Raw genomic sequence first — 15,839 nt, 5'->3', positions numbered from 1 at the left:
CTGGGTTCGAACGCACACTGCCCCTATAATCGGGGCACTTTGTCTGTGGAGCCTGTTATGCCGAATCTCCGTCTTGCCGACCTCACCGCCGAAATCGAAGCCAACGTGCGCCGCGCACTGCTGGAAGACATCGGCAGCGGCGACATCACTGCGCAGTTGATCCCGGCCGAACGGCTGGCCACGGCCACCATCATTACCCGTGACGCGGCGGTTATCGCCGGTACAGCCTGGGTTGATGCGGTCTTCCGCCAACTGGACCCGCGGGTCGCCGTGCATTGGCAGGTGGCCGACGGTGAACGCGTCAGCCCTAACCAGGCGCTGTTCCACCTTGAAGGCCCGGCACGCTCGCTGCTCAGCGGCGAACGTTGTGCACTGAATTTCCTGCAACTGCTGTCCGGCGTCGCCACACGCGCCCAATTCCTGGCGGATTTTGTCGCCAGCACCCAGGTCAAGCTGCTGGATACCCGCAAGACTTTGCCGGGCCTGCGTCTGGCGCAGAAGTACGCAGTCACCTGCGGGGGCTGCCACAACCACCGTATCGGTTTATATGACGCGTTCCTGATCAAGGAAAACCATATCGCAGCCTGCGGCGGCATTGCCCAGGCGATCACGGCCGCCCACAAGATCGCACCCGGCAAGCCGGTGGAAATCGAAGTGGAAAGCCTGGAGGAACTGCGCGAAGCCCTGGCGGCAGGCGCCGACATCATCATGCTCGATGAGTTGAGCCTGGACGATATGCGTGAAGCCGTGCGCCTGAACGGCGGCAAGGCCAAGCTGGAGGCCAGCGGCGGGATCAATGAAAGCACCCTGCTGCCGATTGCAGAGACCGGGGTGAACTACATCTCGATCGGCGCGATGACCAAGGATGTGAAGGCAGTGGACTTGTCGATGCGCCTCAGTATCTAGCACCTTCGAAATGCGTGTGTAGTGAGCGGGCTTGCCCCGCGCTGGGCTGCGTAGCAGCCCCAACGAGGCCGCCGCGTTTTGTCAGGTAGAACGGGGTCGCAGGTGTTGGGGCCGCTTCGCAGCCCAGCGCGGGGCAAGCCCGCTCACTACAACGGCGTTTGAGTGACCAGGTCATTCGTCTCGCAACGCTATGCACCTTAGTATCCAGCGCGTTCGAAGTGCATGTGTGGTGAGCGGGCTTGCCCCGCGCTAGGATGCGTAGCAGCCCCAACGAGGCCGCCGCGTTTTGTCAGGTAGAACGGGGTGGCAGGTGTTGGGGCCGCTTCGCAGCCCAGCGCGGGGCAAGCCCGCTCACTACAACGGCGTTTGAGTGACTAGGTCATTCATCTCGCAATGCTCTTTCGGTGTCGATGCACCTTAGTATCCAGCACGTTCGAAAATGCGTGTGTGGTGAGCGGGCTTGCCCCGCGCTGGGCTGTGTAGCAGCCCCAATAAGGCCGCTGCGTTTTGTCAGGTAGAACGGGGTGGCAGGTGTTGGGGCCGCTTCGCAGCCCAGCGCGGGGCAAGCCCGCTCACTACAACGGCGTTTGAGTGACTAGGTCATTCATCTCGCAATGCTCTTTCGGTGTCGATGCACCTTAGTATCTAGCACGTTCGAAAATGCGTGTGTGGTGAGCGGGCTTGCCCCGCGCTGGGGTGCGTAGCAGCCCCAACGAGGCCGCCGCGTTTTGTCAGGTAGAACGGGGTGGCAGGTGTTGGGGCCGCTTCGCAGCCCAGCGCGGGGCAAGCCCGCTCACTACAACAGCGTTTAAATGACCAGGTCATTCATCTCGCAATCCTATGCACCTTAGTATCCAGCGCGTTCGAAGTGCGTGTGTGGTGAGCGGGCTTGCCCCGCGCTGGGCTGTGTAGCAGCCCCAATAAGGCCGCCGCGTTTTGTCAGGCAGAACGAGGTGGCAGGTGTTGGGGCCGCTTCGCAGCCCAGCGCGGGGCAAGCCCGCTCACTACAACGGCGTTTAAACGACTAGGTCATTCATCTCGCAATACTCTTCCCACTCGACACCCAGCACCTCGGCCGCCTCTCTATGCAAGGCCAGCCGTGCCGCTTCGAATTCTTCCGGTGTCGATGTGTACTTGAGGGTCAGCTCCCAGGGCTGGTAGCCCTGGCTTTCGGCCTCGTCCTCGAATGCCCACTGAATCTGGTCGCGCTGGTCGTCAGCGCTCAGGTCCTTGATCTCTTCTTTAAGCTGCGGCGATTCCTCAAGGTATTTCTCGAGGGCTGCTTGATGCCGAACTTCCTGGGTCATTTCAGTCGTGGTCATGTCGTTCTCTTAGATCGAGGAATGGGGATGCATCTGGGTCATCAAGGTTGCGCAGATACAAAAGAGCGGGCGCAAATGCCGGCTCGTCTGGCCTTCAGAACCATTCTGGGATCATCTGAAAACATTGCCTTTGAAACGGTGGAACCTTTGTTGCCTTTTTGCCCGAGACAGGAATCGAACCTGCGACCTTCGCGTTACGAGTGCGCTGCTCTACCGACTGAGCTACACGGGCGGTGGGCTAAAGCTAGCACCGCATCGGAAGTCCGGCAACTTGCCGCCGTCAGCGAGCAATCACCCCTTGGGCCCAGAAGCGTGGCTGAAGGTAAGTGCCATGGGCGTCCAGGTACTGCTGCTGGGCTTGCTTGATGTGAGGTACGTCACGCACAGCGATCACGATCAACAGACCAACGGCCAACACGCTCAGTGTTTTCCAGATGCCCCAGGCGAATGACCGCTCGACACCGACAGCGGTTCGCCACACATGCAGCGCCATCAACCAGCCCACCACGAGCGCCAACCAGACTTGAGAGTTGGGCATCACCATCACACCGTCGACCATCGATTGCACCAACGCACCGATCAGCGCGGCAAACAGACACAGCCGCAGCAGGTCCGCACGTTCGGCGCACTGCGCACGCTCACGCAGCACGCCGAGCGTGGCCCACCCGCCTCGCCACGCCAAAACCGTAACGCACAGCGCCGATGGCACCCCCCATTCACTGGCCCACTGCAGGATGGCCTGGTGGGGGTGAGCGGCAATCTTGTTGGCAACATCGGCAAAATGCATCGGCCCGAACCCCAGCCATGGCCTCTCGACGAGCATGTGCCAGGCCTGCCACCAGATCGGGCCGCGCCCCGACAGCGAGGTGGTGAGGCGATCGCCGGCAGCATTGGCGATCTCGATCCCGAGGTAATCCGCCAACACCGCTAACACCAGCCAATACAGCAACAACCCGCCAAGCACTGCGGCGAGTTGCCAACCCAACCAGCGTCGGCCCCATGGCCCCAGCACTGCCAACACCCCACCCGCCGCGCCCATGCCGAGCCAGGTGCCACGCGTGCCGCCGCCGATCGCGATCATCCACCACACGCACAGCAACGCAAACACTGCAGCTTTGAGCGAGCGGGAGAGCGTGGGGATCAACAAGGGCAGCGCCAGCAGCGGCAGGGTGAACGTCTGGAATTGACCGTAGAAGCGTTTGTTGGAAAAGCCCGACAGCAACAGGTCAGGATCCAGCGTCCGCTCGGCACCGGCGAACGCAAGCACGCCCGCATACACGTATTGAACCGACTTGATCAGGCACAGCAGCACCACCACCATGATCAAGACGCGATCCAAAGACTCGCCCCCGTGACGACGCAGCAAGGCAAACGCCACGGCAATCGCCCCGCAACTGACAAACAACGCCACTTCGGCAAACGCCCAGAGGGGCTGATGGGCCAGCGCTGATGACACCAGGCCCAGCACGATAATGAGCGTCAGGCCCAGTGCGGTGGGCCGGTCCGTCAACCGTTCAACGCGGACGACCGACAGCCCGTACAGCACCGCGCAGAACCCGACGGCGATCTGCATCGCCCGTTGCAAATCATGCCCACTGAACGGTGCACAAATCCCGACAACCAGCAGACACACCACTGTGACCAGAAAAATACTGCCGCGCTGCTGTACGGATAACGACATCGGCCACCTCTTACGTCCATGTTGACGGTTCAGCACTTATGCCCCGTCGGCGCCGCAGCCCTTGGCGACATATTTTACGTCGGCGGTGGTGGTGCATTTCCAACCGGTGGTGGCATTGCGCGTCAGGCTGATGGTCTTGCCCAGCACCGGCGCTGGAGCGTCGAGTATTTCGCAGCTGATAGAGCCCGCACCCGTGCCGACATCGCCTGCCACGTCGATCTTGCAGTTGGCTGTCGGGCTGGTGCCGCCGATCAATGCGAGGGTCGGTACGGTGCCCTGGTTGAGGGTGTCTTCGTACCCGGGTTTCAACGCAGTGATTTCAGCCAGGCCTGCGGTGAACTTGGCCTTGGCCTGGTGGGTGGTGTACATGGGCAGGCCAATGGTGGCCAAAATGCCAATGATTGCCACGACGATCAACAGCTCGATCAGGGTAAAACCTTTTTGACGTATCACATTCACTCTCCAGGATAGAACTCATGACAAGGCGCGTCCTGCGCCCCGTATTTTGCAGCGGCGCCAGTGTACTCATCCGCAGGCGGTCAAGCGCCTGCAAGACGCACATTCTGACATTTTATCCTGCACCGCCAGCGTGTCCGAAGTCGTCACCCGACTACGCTATAAATCTTCGACGACCTCTGTGCGGAACCGTGACATGGACAACGCTGCAACGATCTACGCCTGGGAAGGCATCAACCGCAAAGGACGCAGGGTGTCCGGACAAACCACAGGGCACAACCTTGCCCTGGTCAAGGCTCAGTTGCGCCGGCAAGGCATCAGCCCAGGGGCTGTGTACAAGAAATCCGCCTTGCTACCGAGCCTCGCGCCGTCGATCAAATCGGCGGACATCACCCTGCTTACTCGACAGCTGGCCACGCTGCTGAAGGCTGGAATCCCTCTTCTACAAGCCTTCGACATTATCGGTGAAGGCTTCGAAAGCCGCCCTGTGCGCGAGCTGGTGCAGGGGTTGAAACAGGCAATCGCCGCCGGCACCAGCCTGGCCGAGGCGCTGCGCAAACAACCGCGCTATTTCGATGAGCTGTACTGCAACCTGGTGGCCGCCGGTGAACAGGCTGGCGCACTTGAAACGCTGCTGGAGCGCGTGGCGATCCACCGCGAAAAGAGCGAGCAGCTACGGGCCAGGATCAAAAAGGCCATGACCTATCCGATCGCAGTCCTGGTGGTCGCCAGCCTGGTCACCGGCGTGCTGCTGATACAGGTAGTGCCACAGTTCCAGAGTTTGTTCGCCGGGGTCGACGGCAAGCTGCCCGAGTTTACCTTGCAGGTCATCGCCCTCTCCGAGTTCACGCAAAAAGCCTGGTGGGTCGTGGCCCTGGGCATGCTTGCCGGAGGCTTGGGGTGGCGCCAAGCGTATCGCACCTTCCCTGATTTTCGTCTGCGGGTAGACGCCGGTTTGTTGAAAGCGCCCCTGGCAGGCAAACTGCTGAAAAAATCCGCAGTGGCCCGCTACGCCCGTACGCTTTCCACCACCTTCGCCGCCGGTGTTCCATTGGTGCAGGCGCTGGATTCAGTGGCCGGCGCCGCAGGATCGGGGCCATTCAGACAGGCAATCGAGCACATGCGACATGATGTATCCACCGGTATGCAATTGAATCAATCCATGGCCGCCAGCGGCCTGTTTCCCGGCATGGCGATCCAGATGACGGCCATCGGCGAAGAGTCGGGCACGTTGGACCGCATGCTGGAAAAAGTCGCCAACCATTACGAGGCCGATGTGGACAACCTGGTCGATAACCTCACCAGCCTGATGGAACCGCTGATCATGGTGGTATTGGGGGGCATCGTCGGCGCGCTGGTGATCGCCATGTACCTGCCGGTCTTTCAGTTGGGGAGCGCGTTTTGAACCTGCTATTGGTTGAGCAGCCCTGGGCTTTTGTGGCGATGGCCGGGGTGCTGGGGCTGATCGTCGGCAGTTTTCTCAACGTGCTGGTGTGGCGCCTGCCGAAAATGCTCGAACGGGAATGGCGCGCCCAGGCCCACGAAGTGCTCGGCTTGCCCGCTGAGCCTGCCGGGCCGACCTACAACCTGATGCACCCCAACTCCTGCTGCCCGCACTGCAACCATCCGATACGCCCATGGGAAAATATCCCGTTGCTCAGTTACCTGTTTCTGCGCGGCCGCTGCGCCCATTGCCAAGGTCCGATCAGCGCCCGCTATCCGCTCACTGAACTGGCGTGCGGGTTGATCTCGGCCTGGGTGGCCTGGCATTTCGGCTTTGGCTGGCAGGCGGGCGCGATGCTGGTGCTGAGTTGGGGCTTGTTGGCGATGAGCCTGATCGATGCCGAGCATCAACTGTTGCCGGATGCACTGGTGATGCCGCTGCTCTGGCTGGGACTGATCGTCAACGCGCTTGGCCTGCTGACGACGCTACCCGATGCCCTCTGGGGCGCGGTTATCGGGTACATGAGCCTGTGGAGCGTGTTCTGGCTGTTCAAGCTGACCACCGGCAAGGACGGCATGGGCCACGGCGACTTCAAGCTGCTGGCACTGCTCGGTGCCTGGGGTGGCTGGCAGATCCTGCCGATGACACTGCTGATATCGTCGCTGGTCGGGGTGTTCGTAGGCTTGATCCTGATGCGCCTGCGCAAGGCCCGGGCGTCGACACCGATGCCGTTTGGTCCGTATCTGGCAATTGCCGGCTGGATTGCATTGCTCTGGGGTGGTCAAATAACCGACTTCTATTTGCAGTCTGTCGGTTTCAGATGACCACTTCTGTTGCAACACCCTGGATTCTAGGCCTCACCGGCGGCATCGGCAGCGGTAAAAGCGCAGCGGCCCAGCACTTTATCGACCTGGGGATCGACCTGGTGGACGCCGACCACGCGGCGCGCTGGGTGGTCGAACCTGGCCGGCCGGCACTGGCGCGCATCGCCGAGCATTTTGGTGCCGGCGTGCTGCAGCCGGACGGCCAGTTGGACCGAGGGGCATTGCGCAAGCTGATCTTTGAAGTACCCGAAGAGCGCCGCTGGCTCGAAGCCTTGCTGCACCCGCTGATTGGCGATGAGATTCGTAGCCATCTGGCGCGCGCGAAGTCGCCTTACGCGATACTGGTGTCGCCGCTGCTGATCGAGTCCGGCCAGTACAGCATGACCCAGCGCATCCTGGTGATCGACGTGCCGCAATCGCTGCAGATTCAGCGTACCCTGCAGCGCGACGGCATCAGCGAACAACAGGTGCAGGCGATCCTCAAGGCCCAATCCAGCCGCGAAGACCGCTTGAACCATGCCGATGACGTGCTGGTCAACGACCAGGACCTTGCCTGGCTGCACAGCGAGGTCGAGCGACTGCACCACTTTTACCTTACTTTGCGTGGAGGCCGATCATGAGCCAACCCTTGACCGTCGACTGCCCAACCTGCGGCGCCCCCGTGGAATGGACAGCGACCAACCTCAACCGGCCGTTCTGCTCGGACCGCTGCAAACTCATCGACCTGGGCGCCTGGGCCGCTGAGGAACATAAGATTCCGGTGGCCCCGGATGCCGAAGACGAGCTGTTTTCCGAAGACCTTCCGCCGCGTCACTAAGGGCGCATAAAGGCATATTCCTGCTGGTCGTCGAGGTTTTCTGCAAGGTATTGCAGCTCGTCGGCCAGGTCTTCAAAGCTGCGCACGCCCTTGCTCTGCTGCACCACCGCGCTAAGCATGGCGCGCAGGGTCAAGCCTGGGTCGAAACCGATTTCCAGCGCCGCATCCTGGCTTCTGCGCAACTCCTGCCGTGCCCACTCATACACACTCATGATCTGTGCTCCCGCCTTGCCTAGGAAAATTTCGCAGAGCATGGGCCTGCTCGGCCGGGCGGGATTTGATCTGGGTCAACGCTCTGAATCGCCGTCCTTCCAGGGTGCCGAGAGGTAGCGCGTACGGTTGAAAGTCTCCAGCCATTCCGGGCAGAACACCACCAAGGCGCTGATGACCATGCCGTTGATGAAGGCTTCGGGAAAGATGATCAGCCACAGATAACCGACGAAATCCTCCAGCCATTCCGGCATGGCAAAACGGCCGTCGAGCCACAAAAGCCCCAGCCCTAGTAGCAGGCACAGCAGCGCCGACAGCGCGGCCGCGAAAAAACCGGAACAGAAGATATACACAAAGGGATTGCGTGGCTGCGCACGCTCGACCAGCAGCGCGCAGGCTTCGGTGACCAGCACCGGCAGCACGATCAGCAGCAGGCCGTTGACGCCAAGTGCTGAAAGGTCCTGGCGCCCCAGCACCATCAGACCCAACTGGGCGGTAAAGCCACCGACGATGGCCAGGGGCCAATCCAGCAGCAGGGTCACGGCAGTCATGCCGATAAAGTGGTAGGACACCCCCGTATCAAAATCCCGCCGCACCAGCCACAGCATGAACAACGCGAACACGGTGCCGAACAGCAGATGCTGGCGCCGTCGGTCGGCAAACAGTTCGACCCAAGGTGAACGCACAATCGCCCACACCACCACAGGTGCGTACAACAGCCAGCCGATACCCATTGTTGTCGGCGCCAACATGGCGGCACTGATCACGGCAGTACTCCCCCTGCGTCGGACATTAGTCGGATGATCAGTCTACACCGACGTTTCACAAGGGTACTTCCTGCGGTCATCATTTGGGCGCTAAGCTGCTAGCTATGGATGACTCTGATTACTTGCGCCTGCTCACCGTAGCGGCCGAACAAGCCAATGCGTTCTTGTCCAATGCCCGCAAATGGGAGCGTGAGCGTTGGGTCTGCCAGCGCCTGCTGCAAGGCTTGAACGTGCCCTACCGGGCCGAAGAATTCCACGCCGCCGGGCAAGAGCCCCCGGATGTGCTGTTTCGCGATGCCAGCTTCGAGGTGTTTTTCGTGCTGGACGAGGGCCGACGCTTGAATGACGAATGGCGCGACGAGTTGCTGCGCCGACGCAGCGCGTTCTCCCTGAGCCAGTTGGTGCGGCGCGAAGCCAAGCCGCGACGCATCCCGGCCCATGAGTTCTTACTGCGCCTGGCGCCCACGCTACGCAAGAAGGCTCATAACTACAAAGAGCGCGGCATGGACCTGGGGGAGCTGGATATCGTCGCCTTCACCAGCCTCAAGCGTGAAGTGCTCGACCTCAATAGCCACTTCCCGCCACCGACGGAATACCTGCGCCAGGGCTGGCGCTCACTGTCGCTGGTGGGGCCGACTTTCGCACGGGTGTTGTTCGCCCATCCGGATGCGCCGGATTTCTTGCGCAACAACCTGGGTCGCAGCATAGTGTTCGACGTGGGTATCAGCCTCTGAGCCCCCGGACTGTAACGTGGCGCCCTTTTGCAACGTCTACCTGACGAGGCCTTTATGACCAGCCGCCTGAACCCCGATGACCAACAGCATGTCGAAGAGTACCTGCAACTCTCCCAGAACCGAGTCGAGCGCAAGCCTTTCCGGCCGTGGCTGCTCCTTGGTGTGGTGTTGGCAGTGGTGATCGGCCTCGGCTTGCTGAGTCGCCTTTTGAGTTACCTGACGCTATGAGCTGCCTGGCGCTCGCGGGGGTAACTGCTCCGATTTCTTTTAGCCTTGCGAGATATCCCCATGACCCATCGTATTATTATCGTCGGCGGCGGCGCCGGCGGCCTGGAGTTGGCTACCCGCCTGGGTAAGACTCTGGGCAAGCGCGGCACCGCCAGCATCACGCTGGTGGACGCCAACCTGACCCATATCTGGAAGCCCTTGCTGCACGAAGTGGCAGCCGGTTCGCTGAACTCTTCCGAAGACGAACTCAATTATGTCGCCCAGGCCAAATGGAACCACTTCGAGTTCCAACTGGGGCGCATGAGCGGGCTCGACCGCGAACAGAAGAAGATCCAGCTGGCCGCCACCCTCGACGAAGAAGGCCGTGAGCTGGTGCCCGCGCGGGTACTGGGCTATGACAGCCTGGTGATCGCAGTCGGCAGCACTACCAACGATTTCGGTACTGAAGGCGCAGCGCAACATTGCCTGTTCCTCGACACCCGCAAGCAGGCCGAGCGCTTCCACCAGCAATTGCTCAACCACTACCTGCGCGCCCATGCCGGGCAGACGGATGTGGTGGAAAAAATCAGCGTCGCCATCGTCGGCGCAGGGGCTACGGGGGTCGAACTGGCCGCCGAACTGCATAACGCCGCCCATGAGCTGGCCGCCTACGGCCTGGACCGCATCAAGCCGGAAAACATGCACATCACCCTGATCGAAGCCGGCCCGCGGGTACTGCCTGCGCTGCCGGAGCGGATCGGCGTGCCGGTGCATAAAACCCTGGAGAAGCTTGGGGTGACGGTGCTGACCAACTCCGCGGTCAGCGAAGTGACTGCCGATGCGCTGATCACCAGCAGCGGCCAGGTCATCCCTGCGAGCCTCAAGGTATGGGCGGCCGGTATTCGCGCGCCGGGTTTCCTCAAGGACATCGATGGCTTGGAAACCAACCGCATCAACCAATTGCAAGTGCTGCCGACGCTGCAAACTACCCGCGACGAAAACATCTTCGCCTTCGGTGATTGCGCCGCCTGCCCGCAAGCGGGCACCGACCGTAATGTGCCACCACGGGCCCAGGCAGCTCACCAGCAAGCTTCACTGTTGGCCAAGTCGCTGAAATTGCGCATCGAGGGCAAGGACCTGCCGTCGTACAAGTACACCGACTATGGGTCGCTGATCTCGCTGTCGCGGTTCTCGGCGGTGGGCAACTTGATGGGCAACCTCACCGGCAGCGTAATGCTGGAGGGCTGGTTGGCGCGGATGTTCTACGTGTCGCTGTACCGCATGCACCAGATGGCGCTGTATGGGGTCTTCCGCACAGCGATGCTGATGCTGGGCAGCAAGATTGGGCGCGGGACTGAGCCACGTCTTAAATTGCACTGATAACTCGGTCTCGGATGGGACCTTGTAAAGGTGGGAGGGGGCTTGCCCCCTCCCACCTTTGCTTTGCGGTGAGCTCAGGATTTACGCGCACAAAAAAAATCCCCGTATCTTTCGATACGAGGATTTTTAATATGGTCGGGGTAAGGGGATTCGAACTCCTGACATCCTGCTCCCAAAGCAGGCGCGCTACCGGACTGCGCTATACCCCGGTAAAAAAAAGGCGACCTTTCAGTCGCCTTCTTCGATCAGCGCTTTTGGCCTCTGATCTTAAGATTCGATTCCAGCGCTAACTGGTCTCAAAAATGGTGGGTCGTGTGGGATTCGAACCTACGACCAATTGGTTAAAAGACAATTGGTTTTAGTGCTTCATAGCCCAGGATCGTGTTCGCTACACATAGCTGTTTCCGTGGCCTCGCAGCCTCTAATGAACCCACATTAGAGGCTCCAAACCATGAAAATCTCTGCGGTCGTTTCGACCAAAGGCGGCGTAGGCAAAACTACCATCGAGGCCAACCTCGGCGCTTTTTGTGCGGATGCAGGCCTGCGCGTGCTCATGATCGACCTAGATCCTGCACAGCCTTCGCTCTCCTCGTATTACCAATTGGTCGATGAAGCTCAAGGAGGCATCTACGACCTGCTGGCATTCAATATCACCGAATCAGCCAAGATCATATCCAGCACCACGATACCAAACCTGTCGCTTGTCATTTCCAACGACATCAACAACCAACTGAACAGCCTGATCCTGCAAGCACCTGACGGACGGTTGCGACTCGCCAACCTGATGCCGGGCTTCAAAGATCATTTCGACCTGGTACTGATTGACACCCAAGGCGCCAGGTCGGCAATGCTCGAAATGGTGGTCCTAGCCTCTGATTTGGTCATATCCCCACTTCCGCCCAATATGCTCGCTGCACGGGAGTTCAGCCGGGGATCCATGCAGATGCTGGACGGCCTGCGCGCCTATGGGCGCCTGGGCATGAAAATCCCTCCTGTGCGGATCGTCGTCAACAATCTCGACCAAACCACCGACGCGCAAATGATCGAGCAGTCGGTACGGGAAATTTTCCAGGACAATGACGAAATCAACGTTCTGGAATGCGTCGTCCCCTCCGCAGTGGTGTTTCGTAACAGTTCATCCCTGGGCGTCCCAGTACACCGCTTGGAATACAGACAGCCTTCCAACCGCATATCCCCTGCAGCCCTTGTCGTGATCCGCCAATTGGCCATTGAGCTTTTTCCAGAATGGCGTGACCGCTTCGAGGCCATGACCGAGGAAAAGGTAGCTAACTTGGTGAGGGAGGGTCGTTGAAATGGCGAAGCCCTCCATTACCGACGCCCGCAGTATTACTGCAAACCTCATCCTAGAGGTTGGCAAGTACTACAGCGCTCAGCAATTGCGCAGCTTGCAAGCCAAGCTCAGTGGAACCGCACGAGAAATCCGAGCCCTGACAAGCGGTTACCAATTACCCGGTCGGATTGGCGCTCAGTTGAGCGTTGACCAGCTTCAGCTTTTGCAGGACGCCGCGAAGCTTATCGAGTCAGTGAACTCGAACATTAAGCACGCGAAGGAAAAGCGCGGCCGCGACGAAAACCAAGCCAAACGCCGTCAGCAAAGTCGATATGCCGAAGCCAAACGCCTGGTAGCTGAAACATATTTAGAACCCTTTGCTCCTGAGCCAACGGCTTTGGACCCTCTTCTAGATATTCTTAAAACAGCGCTGACGCTTAATCGAGCAGACGTTTTCAGGAATGGTTATTCCCCTAGGGAGTTCAATCTCAGGCTCCGTGATTACCTGTCGCCTGCCAGAACTCGAAAGCTCATTGGCTGGACCAGCCCAAGTGCTTTTTGGATAAGCACGGTTCTCTCTCTTCGTAATGACGTTGTGCAAGCTGTTGAGCAAGAGATTGCTTACGACGATGGGTCAAGTGTTCAAGACCGCCTTGATGCCCTGAAACAGAAGGTTGCGGACTGCCTTGCCCGGACTCACCTCTCTGCTGATGAGGAAGAAACACTTCGCCTGTGGTCAGAGGCGCTCTCCCCCCGCCTCCAACAGGAAGGGGGTGAATGATGGACAAGCAAAAAGTCCTCAGCAAGGTCGCCAAACTCATGGCGCTGGCCAAGTCACAAGGCGCTGCCCCAAACGAAGTGGAAATTGCACTTCGTCAAGCTCGCCATTTGATGAATCAGTACAACTTGGAACACACCGAAGTCGCTGCCCATACAATCGAAGAATCCATTGTGGGTACCAAAACCCGTCGGGCACCGCAGGATTGGCTGCACAACCTGGCCTCAATCTGTTCCCAAGCCTTCGATTGCAGCCACTTGGCGTATTTCAATCCGCTACTTGGCTGGTCCTTCAAGTTCTTGGGGAAAGGTATTTCACCCGATCTGGCAGCTCACACCTATTCAACGCTGCATCACCAGCTTGTCGCAGCCCGACGAGCTCATGTTGCCCAGCAGAAGCGCTGCCAACTGAAAACCAAACGTCACCGCGGCCAACTGTTTGCCGAGGGCTGGCTCAATGCCGTCGCCTCTAAGGTGAACCAGTTTGCAGGTGGGATAGACGAAAACACTGCGCTGGAGATCCAAGCCTACCTGGAATGGCATCATCCAAAACTAACGCTAGCCATTATCAAGCCCATCGAAGCCAAAGGTCATGACACCCGCTCTTTGCAAGCGGGATGGGACCAGGGCAAGCATGCCAGGCTGCATCGTGGTGTCGGACAGCAGTCACAAGGAGCCCTTGGGCATGGAGGGAGCCAATGAGAACTCATTCGCTTTCACCTTTGGCCATGGCGGCGCTGGAACAAGCCAGATCCCAACTTGGGCTTGCCCCGGTTCACAAACACCATGTTTGGAGTGAGGCAGAAGAGCGCTCGCTCATTGCCCGCTATCCCAATGAACCGACTCAGGTCCTAGCCGCCGAATTGGGGCTCAGCGTCTATCAGGTCTATGCCAAAGCCAAACGGCTGGGCTTGAGCAAAAGCGCCGAGTTTCTTCGCAGTAGTCTCTGTGGCCGGCTTGACGGCAAGTTGGGCGCAGAATTCCGCTTTCCCAAGGGATCCGTCCCATGGAATAAGGGCCTTAAGGGGCTCCCCTCCTCTGGCCGTATGACTCAGACGCAGTTTAAGGCCGGCAATAAACCGGGGAACTGGCTGCCTATTGGCAGCCTGCGCACAACTCCTGACGGTTATCAGCAGAAGAAAATCACCGATACCGGTTACCCACCCGTTGACTGGAAAGCCGTGCATGTACTGCTTTGGGAGGAGCATCACGGACCAGTCCCTATAAACATGTGCGTGTGCTTCAAGGACGGCAACAAGGCCCATATAGCCCTGAATAACCTGGAGTTGCTGACGAGAGCAGAACGTATGCGTCGGAACACCATTCATCGGTATCCGGAAGAGCTGAAATCCGCAATACGCGCTATCGGCAAACTCAAACGCACCATCCGGGAGGTTGAACATGAAGAACAAGATTGAAGATCTACGTAATCACCTGTTCGTCGCGATCGAGAGCCTCCTGGACCCAGAAAGACCAATGGAAATCGAACGGGCCAAAGCGGTTGCCGAGGTTGCTCAGGTCATGATCAATTCAGCGAAGGTTGAAGTCGACATGGTCAAAGCCCTGGGGGCACGCAACGGGAGTGGTTTTCTTCAGATAGGCCAGGAGTCTGGGAAATGAATCACCTTGACCTCTCACCTCCCTACTCCGTAGAGGCTGAACAAGGTGTGTTAGGTGGGCTACTGCTCGACAACAACACCTGGGATCTCGTCGCAGACAAACTGGATGCCTCTGATTTTTTCCGACACGACCATCGGTTGCTGTTCCGGACAATGGCAAGCCTTGCTGACAAGTCCATTCCGTTCGACATCGTCACCGTCCACAACGCGTTGGAGGAGCCAGACGAAGCCGGAGGGCTGAGCTATCTGGGCGAGCTGGCCAAAAACACGCCGTCTGTAGCCAACATCGAGCATTACGCATCCATCGTGCGTAATCGCTCTCGGCTCAGACAGCTCATGTCCCTTGGATACCAATGCTCTCGCGAGGCGACAGACCCGTTGGCAAGTGCGGAGGATGTTCAAGAATCAATTGAACAGCAACTGTTCGCTCTGGGTGAAGGCAAGAGCGCAACGGAATTCGTCAATATCAACCAATGCCTGACGAACGTCGTCGAACAAATAGACGAACATTTCAACGGCAATATCACCGTGACCGGCCTGCCTTCAGGCCTGGAGGACCTGGACGAGCTGACGTCGGGTTTTCAAGAAGCCGACCTGATCATCCTCGGCGCGCGCCCGTCTATGGGGAAGACCTCTCTGGCCTTGAACTTCATAGATACGGCTCTGCAGGCAAAGCTTGATCGTACAGTTCAGGTTTTCAGCATGGAAATGCCGGCCAAAGCACTGATGTATCGATTGATGGGCATCCTAGGCCATATCGATCTGGGCAGGCTATTGAAGGGCAAGCTCGATGATGATGATTGGCCGAAGCTGACTGCAGCGGTTTCTCGTATTAATGGCTATGGAGAGCGGCTGGTCATCGACGACTCATCAGCGCTCACGCCTGCAGTAATCAGAGCTAAATCTCGTCGAGCAGCTCGTCGCTTCGGACACCCGAGCTTGATCCTGATCGATTACCTGCAGCTCATGCGCTGCCCAGGTCAGGAAAACAGGGCCAACGAGATCAGCGCTATATCCCAGTCCCTCAAGGCCCTAGCGAAAGAGATGAATTGCCCGGTGGTTGCGCTTTCCCAGCTCAACCGAGAACTGGAGCGACGGCCAAATAAGCGTCCGATCAACGCAGACCTGCGTGATAGCGGTGCGATTGAACAGGACGCGGACCTGATTATGTTCGTCTACCGGGACGAGGTGTACCACCCTCAGAGCGAACACAAAGGCATTGCAGAAATCATTCTCGGCAAGGCGCGTAACGGCCCAACTGGGACCGTACGAACAGCCTTCATCGCCAATCAGACCCGGTTTGCCAACCTCAGTCCCAACGCCGGCTGGCAAGGGGCTCAACTATGAAAAAGCACACCTCAGCGATGAATACTCTCGTACGCATCACTCACTGGTGCCTTCAAT

At 59.1% G+C, this 15,839-nt stretch carries 19 protein-coding genes and 2 tRNA genes; 14 read left to right on the top strand and 7 right to left on the bottom strand.

Going from position 1 to position 15,839, the window contains the following annotated elements; all coding sequences use genetic code 11:
- Window positions 1-57: 57 nt before the first annotated feature.
- Window positions 58-906 (top strand): carboxylating nicotinate-nucleotide diphosphorylase, encoded by an 849-nt coding sequence (gene nadC, locus ACI512_RS07980; RefSeq protein WP_236381878.1) that lies wholly within the window; start codon window positions 58-60, stop codon window positions 904-906.
- Window positions 907-1,922: 1,016 nt separating this feature from the next.
- Here nadC and ACI512_RS07975 read toward each other — a convergent pair.
- The 4 genes from ACI512_RS07975 to ACI512_RS07960 all read right to left on the bottom strand — a co-directional run bounded on the left by ACI512_RS07975 (window position 1,923) and on the right by ACI512_RS07960 (window position 4,359).
- Window positions 1,923-2,228 (bottom strand): DUF6388 family protein, encoded by a 306-nt coding sequence (locus ACI512_RS07975; RefSeq protein ID WP_064054729.1) that lies wholly within the window; start codon window positions 2,226-2,228, stop codon window positions 1,923-1,925.
- A gap of 159 nt (window positions 2,229-2,387) precedes the next feature.
- Window positions 2,388-2,460 (bottom strand) — tRNA-Thr (locus ACI512_RS07970).
- Window positions 2,461-2,508: 48 nt separating this feature from the next.
- Window positions 2,509-3,909, bottom strand: coding sequence for an O-antigen ligase family protein (locus ACI512_RS07965; protein ID WP_405121730.1), 1,401 nt, complete (start codon window positions 3,907-3,909; stop codon window positions 2,509-2,511).
- Between the two features lie 36 nt (window positions 3,910-3,945).
- Window positions 3,946-4,359, bottom strand: a complete 414-nt coding sequence (locus ACI512_RS07960) for a pilin (RefSeq protein ID WP_329615070.1) — start codon at window positions 4,357-4,359, stop codon at window positions 3,946-3,948.
- A gap of 202 nt (window positions 4,360-4,561) precedes the next feature.
- Here ACI512_RS07960 and ACI512_RS07955 point away from each other — a divergent pair, with 202 nt between their 5' ends.
- The 4 genes from ACI512_RS07955 to yacG are packed head-to-tail and all read left to right on the top strand — an operon-like array spanning window position 4,562 to window position 7,450.
- The gene (locus ACI512_RS07955; protein ID WP_064054727.1) at window positions 4,562-5,770 is read left to right on the top strand and encodes a type II secretion system F family protein; all 1,209 of its coding nucleotides are present in this window, start codon (window positions 4,562-4,564) and stop codon (window positions 5,768-5,770) included.
- Window positions 5,767-6,633 (top strand): A24 family peptidase, encoded by an 867-nt coding sequence (locus ACI512_RS07950; RefSeq protein WP_329615067.1) that lies wholly within the window; start codon window positions 5,767-5,769, stop codon window positions 6,631-6,633. The genes ACI512_RS07955 and ACI512_RS07950 overlap by 4 nt, the downstream gene beginning before the upstream one ends.
- Window positions 6,630-7,253, top strand: coding sequence for a dephospho-CoA kinase (gene coaE / locus ACI512_RS07945; protein ID WP_012722158.1), 624 nt, complete (start codon window positions 6,630-6,632; stop codon window positions 7,251-7,253). The genes ACI512_RS07950 and coaE overlap by 4 nt, the downstream gene beginning before the upstream one ends.
- On the top strand, window positions 7,250-7,450 hold the full coding sequence (gene yacG, locus ACI512_RS07940; RefSeq protein WP_064054725.1) for a DNA gyrase inhibitor YacG: 201 nt from the start codon (window positions 7,250-7,252) through the stop codon (window positions 7,448-7,450). The genes coaE and yacG overlap by 4 nt, the downstream gene beginning before the upstream one ends.
- On the opposite strand, the gene ACI512_RS07935 is transcribed toward yacG, so the two are convergent.
- Together ACI512_RS07935 and ACI512_RS07930 are read right to left on the bottom strand one after the other, a co-directional pair.
- Window positions 7,447-7,662: a hypothetical protein gene (locus ACI512_RS07935; RefSeq protein WP_012722156.1), complete on the bottom strand. Its 216-nt coding sequence runs from the start codon at window positions 7,660-7,662 to the stop codon at window positions 7,447-7,449. The genes yacG and ACI512_RS07935 overlap by 4 nt on opposite strands.
- A gap of 75 nt (window positions 7,663-7,737) precedes the next feature.
- Entirely contained in the window at window positions 7,738-8,427 is a 690-nt protein-coding gene (locus ACI512_RS07930; protein WP_236379163.1) for an energy-coupling factor ABC transporter permease, read from the bottom strand.
- A gap of 104 nt (window positions 8,428-8,531) precedes the next feature.
- On the opposite strand from ACI512_RS07930, the gene ACI512_RS07925 reads away from it, so the two are divergent.
- The 3 genes from ACI512_RS07925 to ACI512_RS07915 are packed head-to-tail and all read left to right on the top strand — an operon-like array spanning window position 8,532 to window position 10,748.
- Window positions 8,532-9,161 (top strand): DUF1780 domain-containing protein, encoded by a 630-nt coding sequence (locus ACI512_RS07925; RefSeq protein WP_010213242.1) that lies wholly within the window; start codon window positions 8,532-8,534, stop codon window positions 9,159-9,161.
- Between the two features lie 54 nt (window positions 9,162-9,215).
- The gene (locus ACI512_RS07920; RefSeq protein WP_046034083.1) at window positions 9,216-9,389 is read left to right on the top strand and encodes a DUF3094 family protein; all 174 of its coding nucleotides are present in this window, start codon (window positions 9,216-9,218) and stop codon (window positions 9,387-9,389) included.
- Window positions 9,390-9,449: 60 nt separating this feature from the next.
- Window positions 9,450-10,748: an NAD(P)/FAD-dependent oxidoreductase gene (locus ACI512_RS07915; RefSeq protein WP_012722153.1), complete on the top strand. Its 1,299-nt coding sequence runs from the start codon at window positions 9,450-9,452 to the stop codon at window positions 10,746-10,748.
- Window positions 10,749-10,880: 132 nt separating this feature from the next.
- Here the strand turns inward: ACI512_RS07915 and ACI512_RS07910 are convergent.
- Window positions 10,881-10,957, bottom strand: a tRNA-Pro gene (locus ACI512_RS07910).
- A 242-nt stretch (window positions 10,958-11,199) separates the two neighbouring features.
- On the opposite strand from ACI512_RS07910, the gene ACI512_RS07905 reads away from it, so the two are divergent.
- The 6 genes from ACI512_RS07905 to dnaB are packed head-to-tail and all read left to right on the top strand — an operon-like array spanning window position 11,200 to window position 15,782.
- On the top strand, window positions 11,200-12,060 hold the full coding sequence (locus ACI512_RS07905) for a ParA family protein (RefSeq protein ID WP_008437313.1): 861 nt from the start codon (window positions 11,200-11,202) through the stop codon (window positions 12,058-12,060).
- A gap of 1 nt (window position 12,061) precedes the next feature.
- Window positions 12,062-12,820, top strand: coding sequence for a hypothetical protein (locus ACI512_RS07900; RefSeq protein ID WP_008437314.1), 759 nt, complete (start codon window positions 12,062-12,064; stop codon window positions 12,818-12,820).
- On the top strand, window positions 12,817-13,518 hold the full coding sequence (locus tag ACI512_RS07895) for a DUF2786 domain-containing protein (protein ID WP_008437315.1): 702 nt from the start codon (window positions 12,817-12,819) through the stop codon (window positions 13,516-13,518). The genes ACI512_RS07900 and ACI512_RS07895 overlap by 4 nt, the downstream gene beginning before the upstream one ends.
- A complete protein-coding gene (locus ACI512_RS07890) occupies window positions 13,515-14,234 on the top strand; it encodes an HNH endonuclease signature motif containing protein (RefSeq protein WP_020301295.1) in 720 nt (239 codons plus the stop codon). Before ACI512_RS07895 ends, ACI512_RS07890 begins: the two co-directional genes overlap by 4 nt.
- Entirely contained in the window at window positions 14,218-14,436 is a 219-nt protein-coding gene (locus tag ACI512_RS07885) for a hypothetical protein (RefSeq protein ID WP_008437317.1), read from the top strand. Before ACI512_RS07890 ends, ACI512_RS07885 begins: the two co-directional genes overlap by 17 nt.
- A complete protein-coding gene (gene dnaB, locus ACI512_RS07880; protein WP_008437319.1) occupies window positions 14,433-15,782 on the top strand; it encodes a replicative DNA helicase in 1,350 nt (449 codons plus the stop codon). The genes ACI512_RS07885 and dnaB overlap by 4 nt, the downstream gene beginning before the upstream one ends.
- Window positions 15,783-15,839 lie beyond the last annotated feature (57 nt).

The sequence above is a fragment of the Pseudomonas petroselini genome (genome assembly GCF_045037875.1).
GTDB lineage: Bacteria > Pseudomonadota > Gammaproteobacteria > Pseudomonadales > Pseudomonadaceae > Aquipseudomonas > Aquipseudomonas petroselini.
This window is presented reverse-complemented; position numbering and strand designations above follow the sequence as displayed.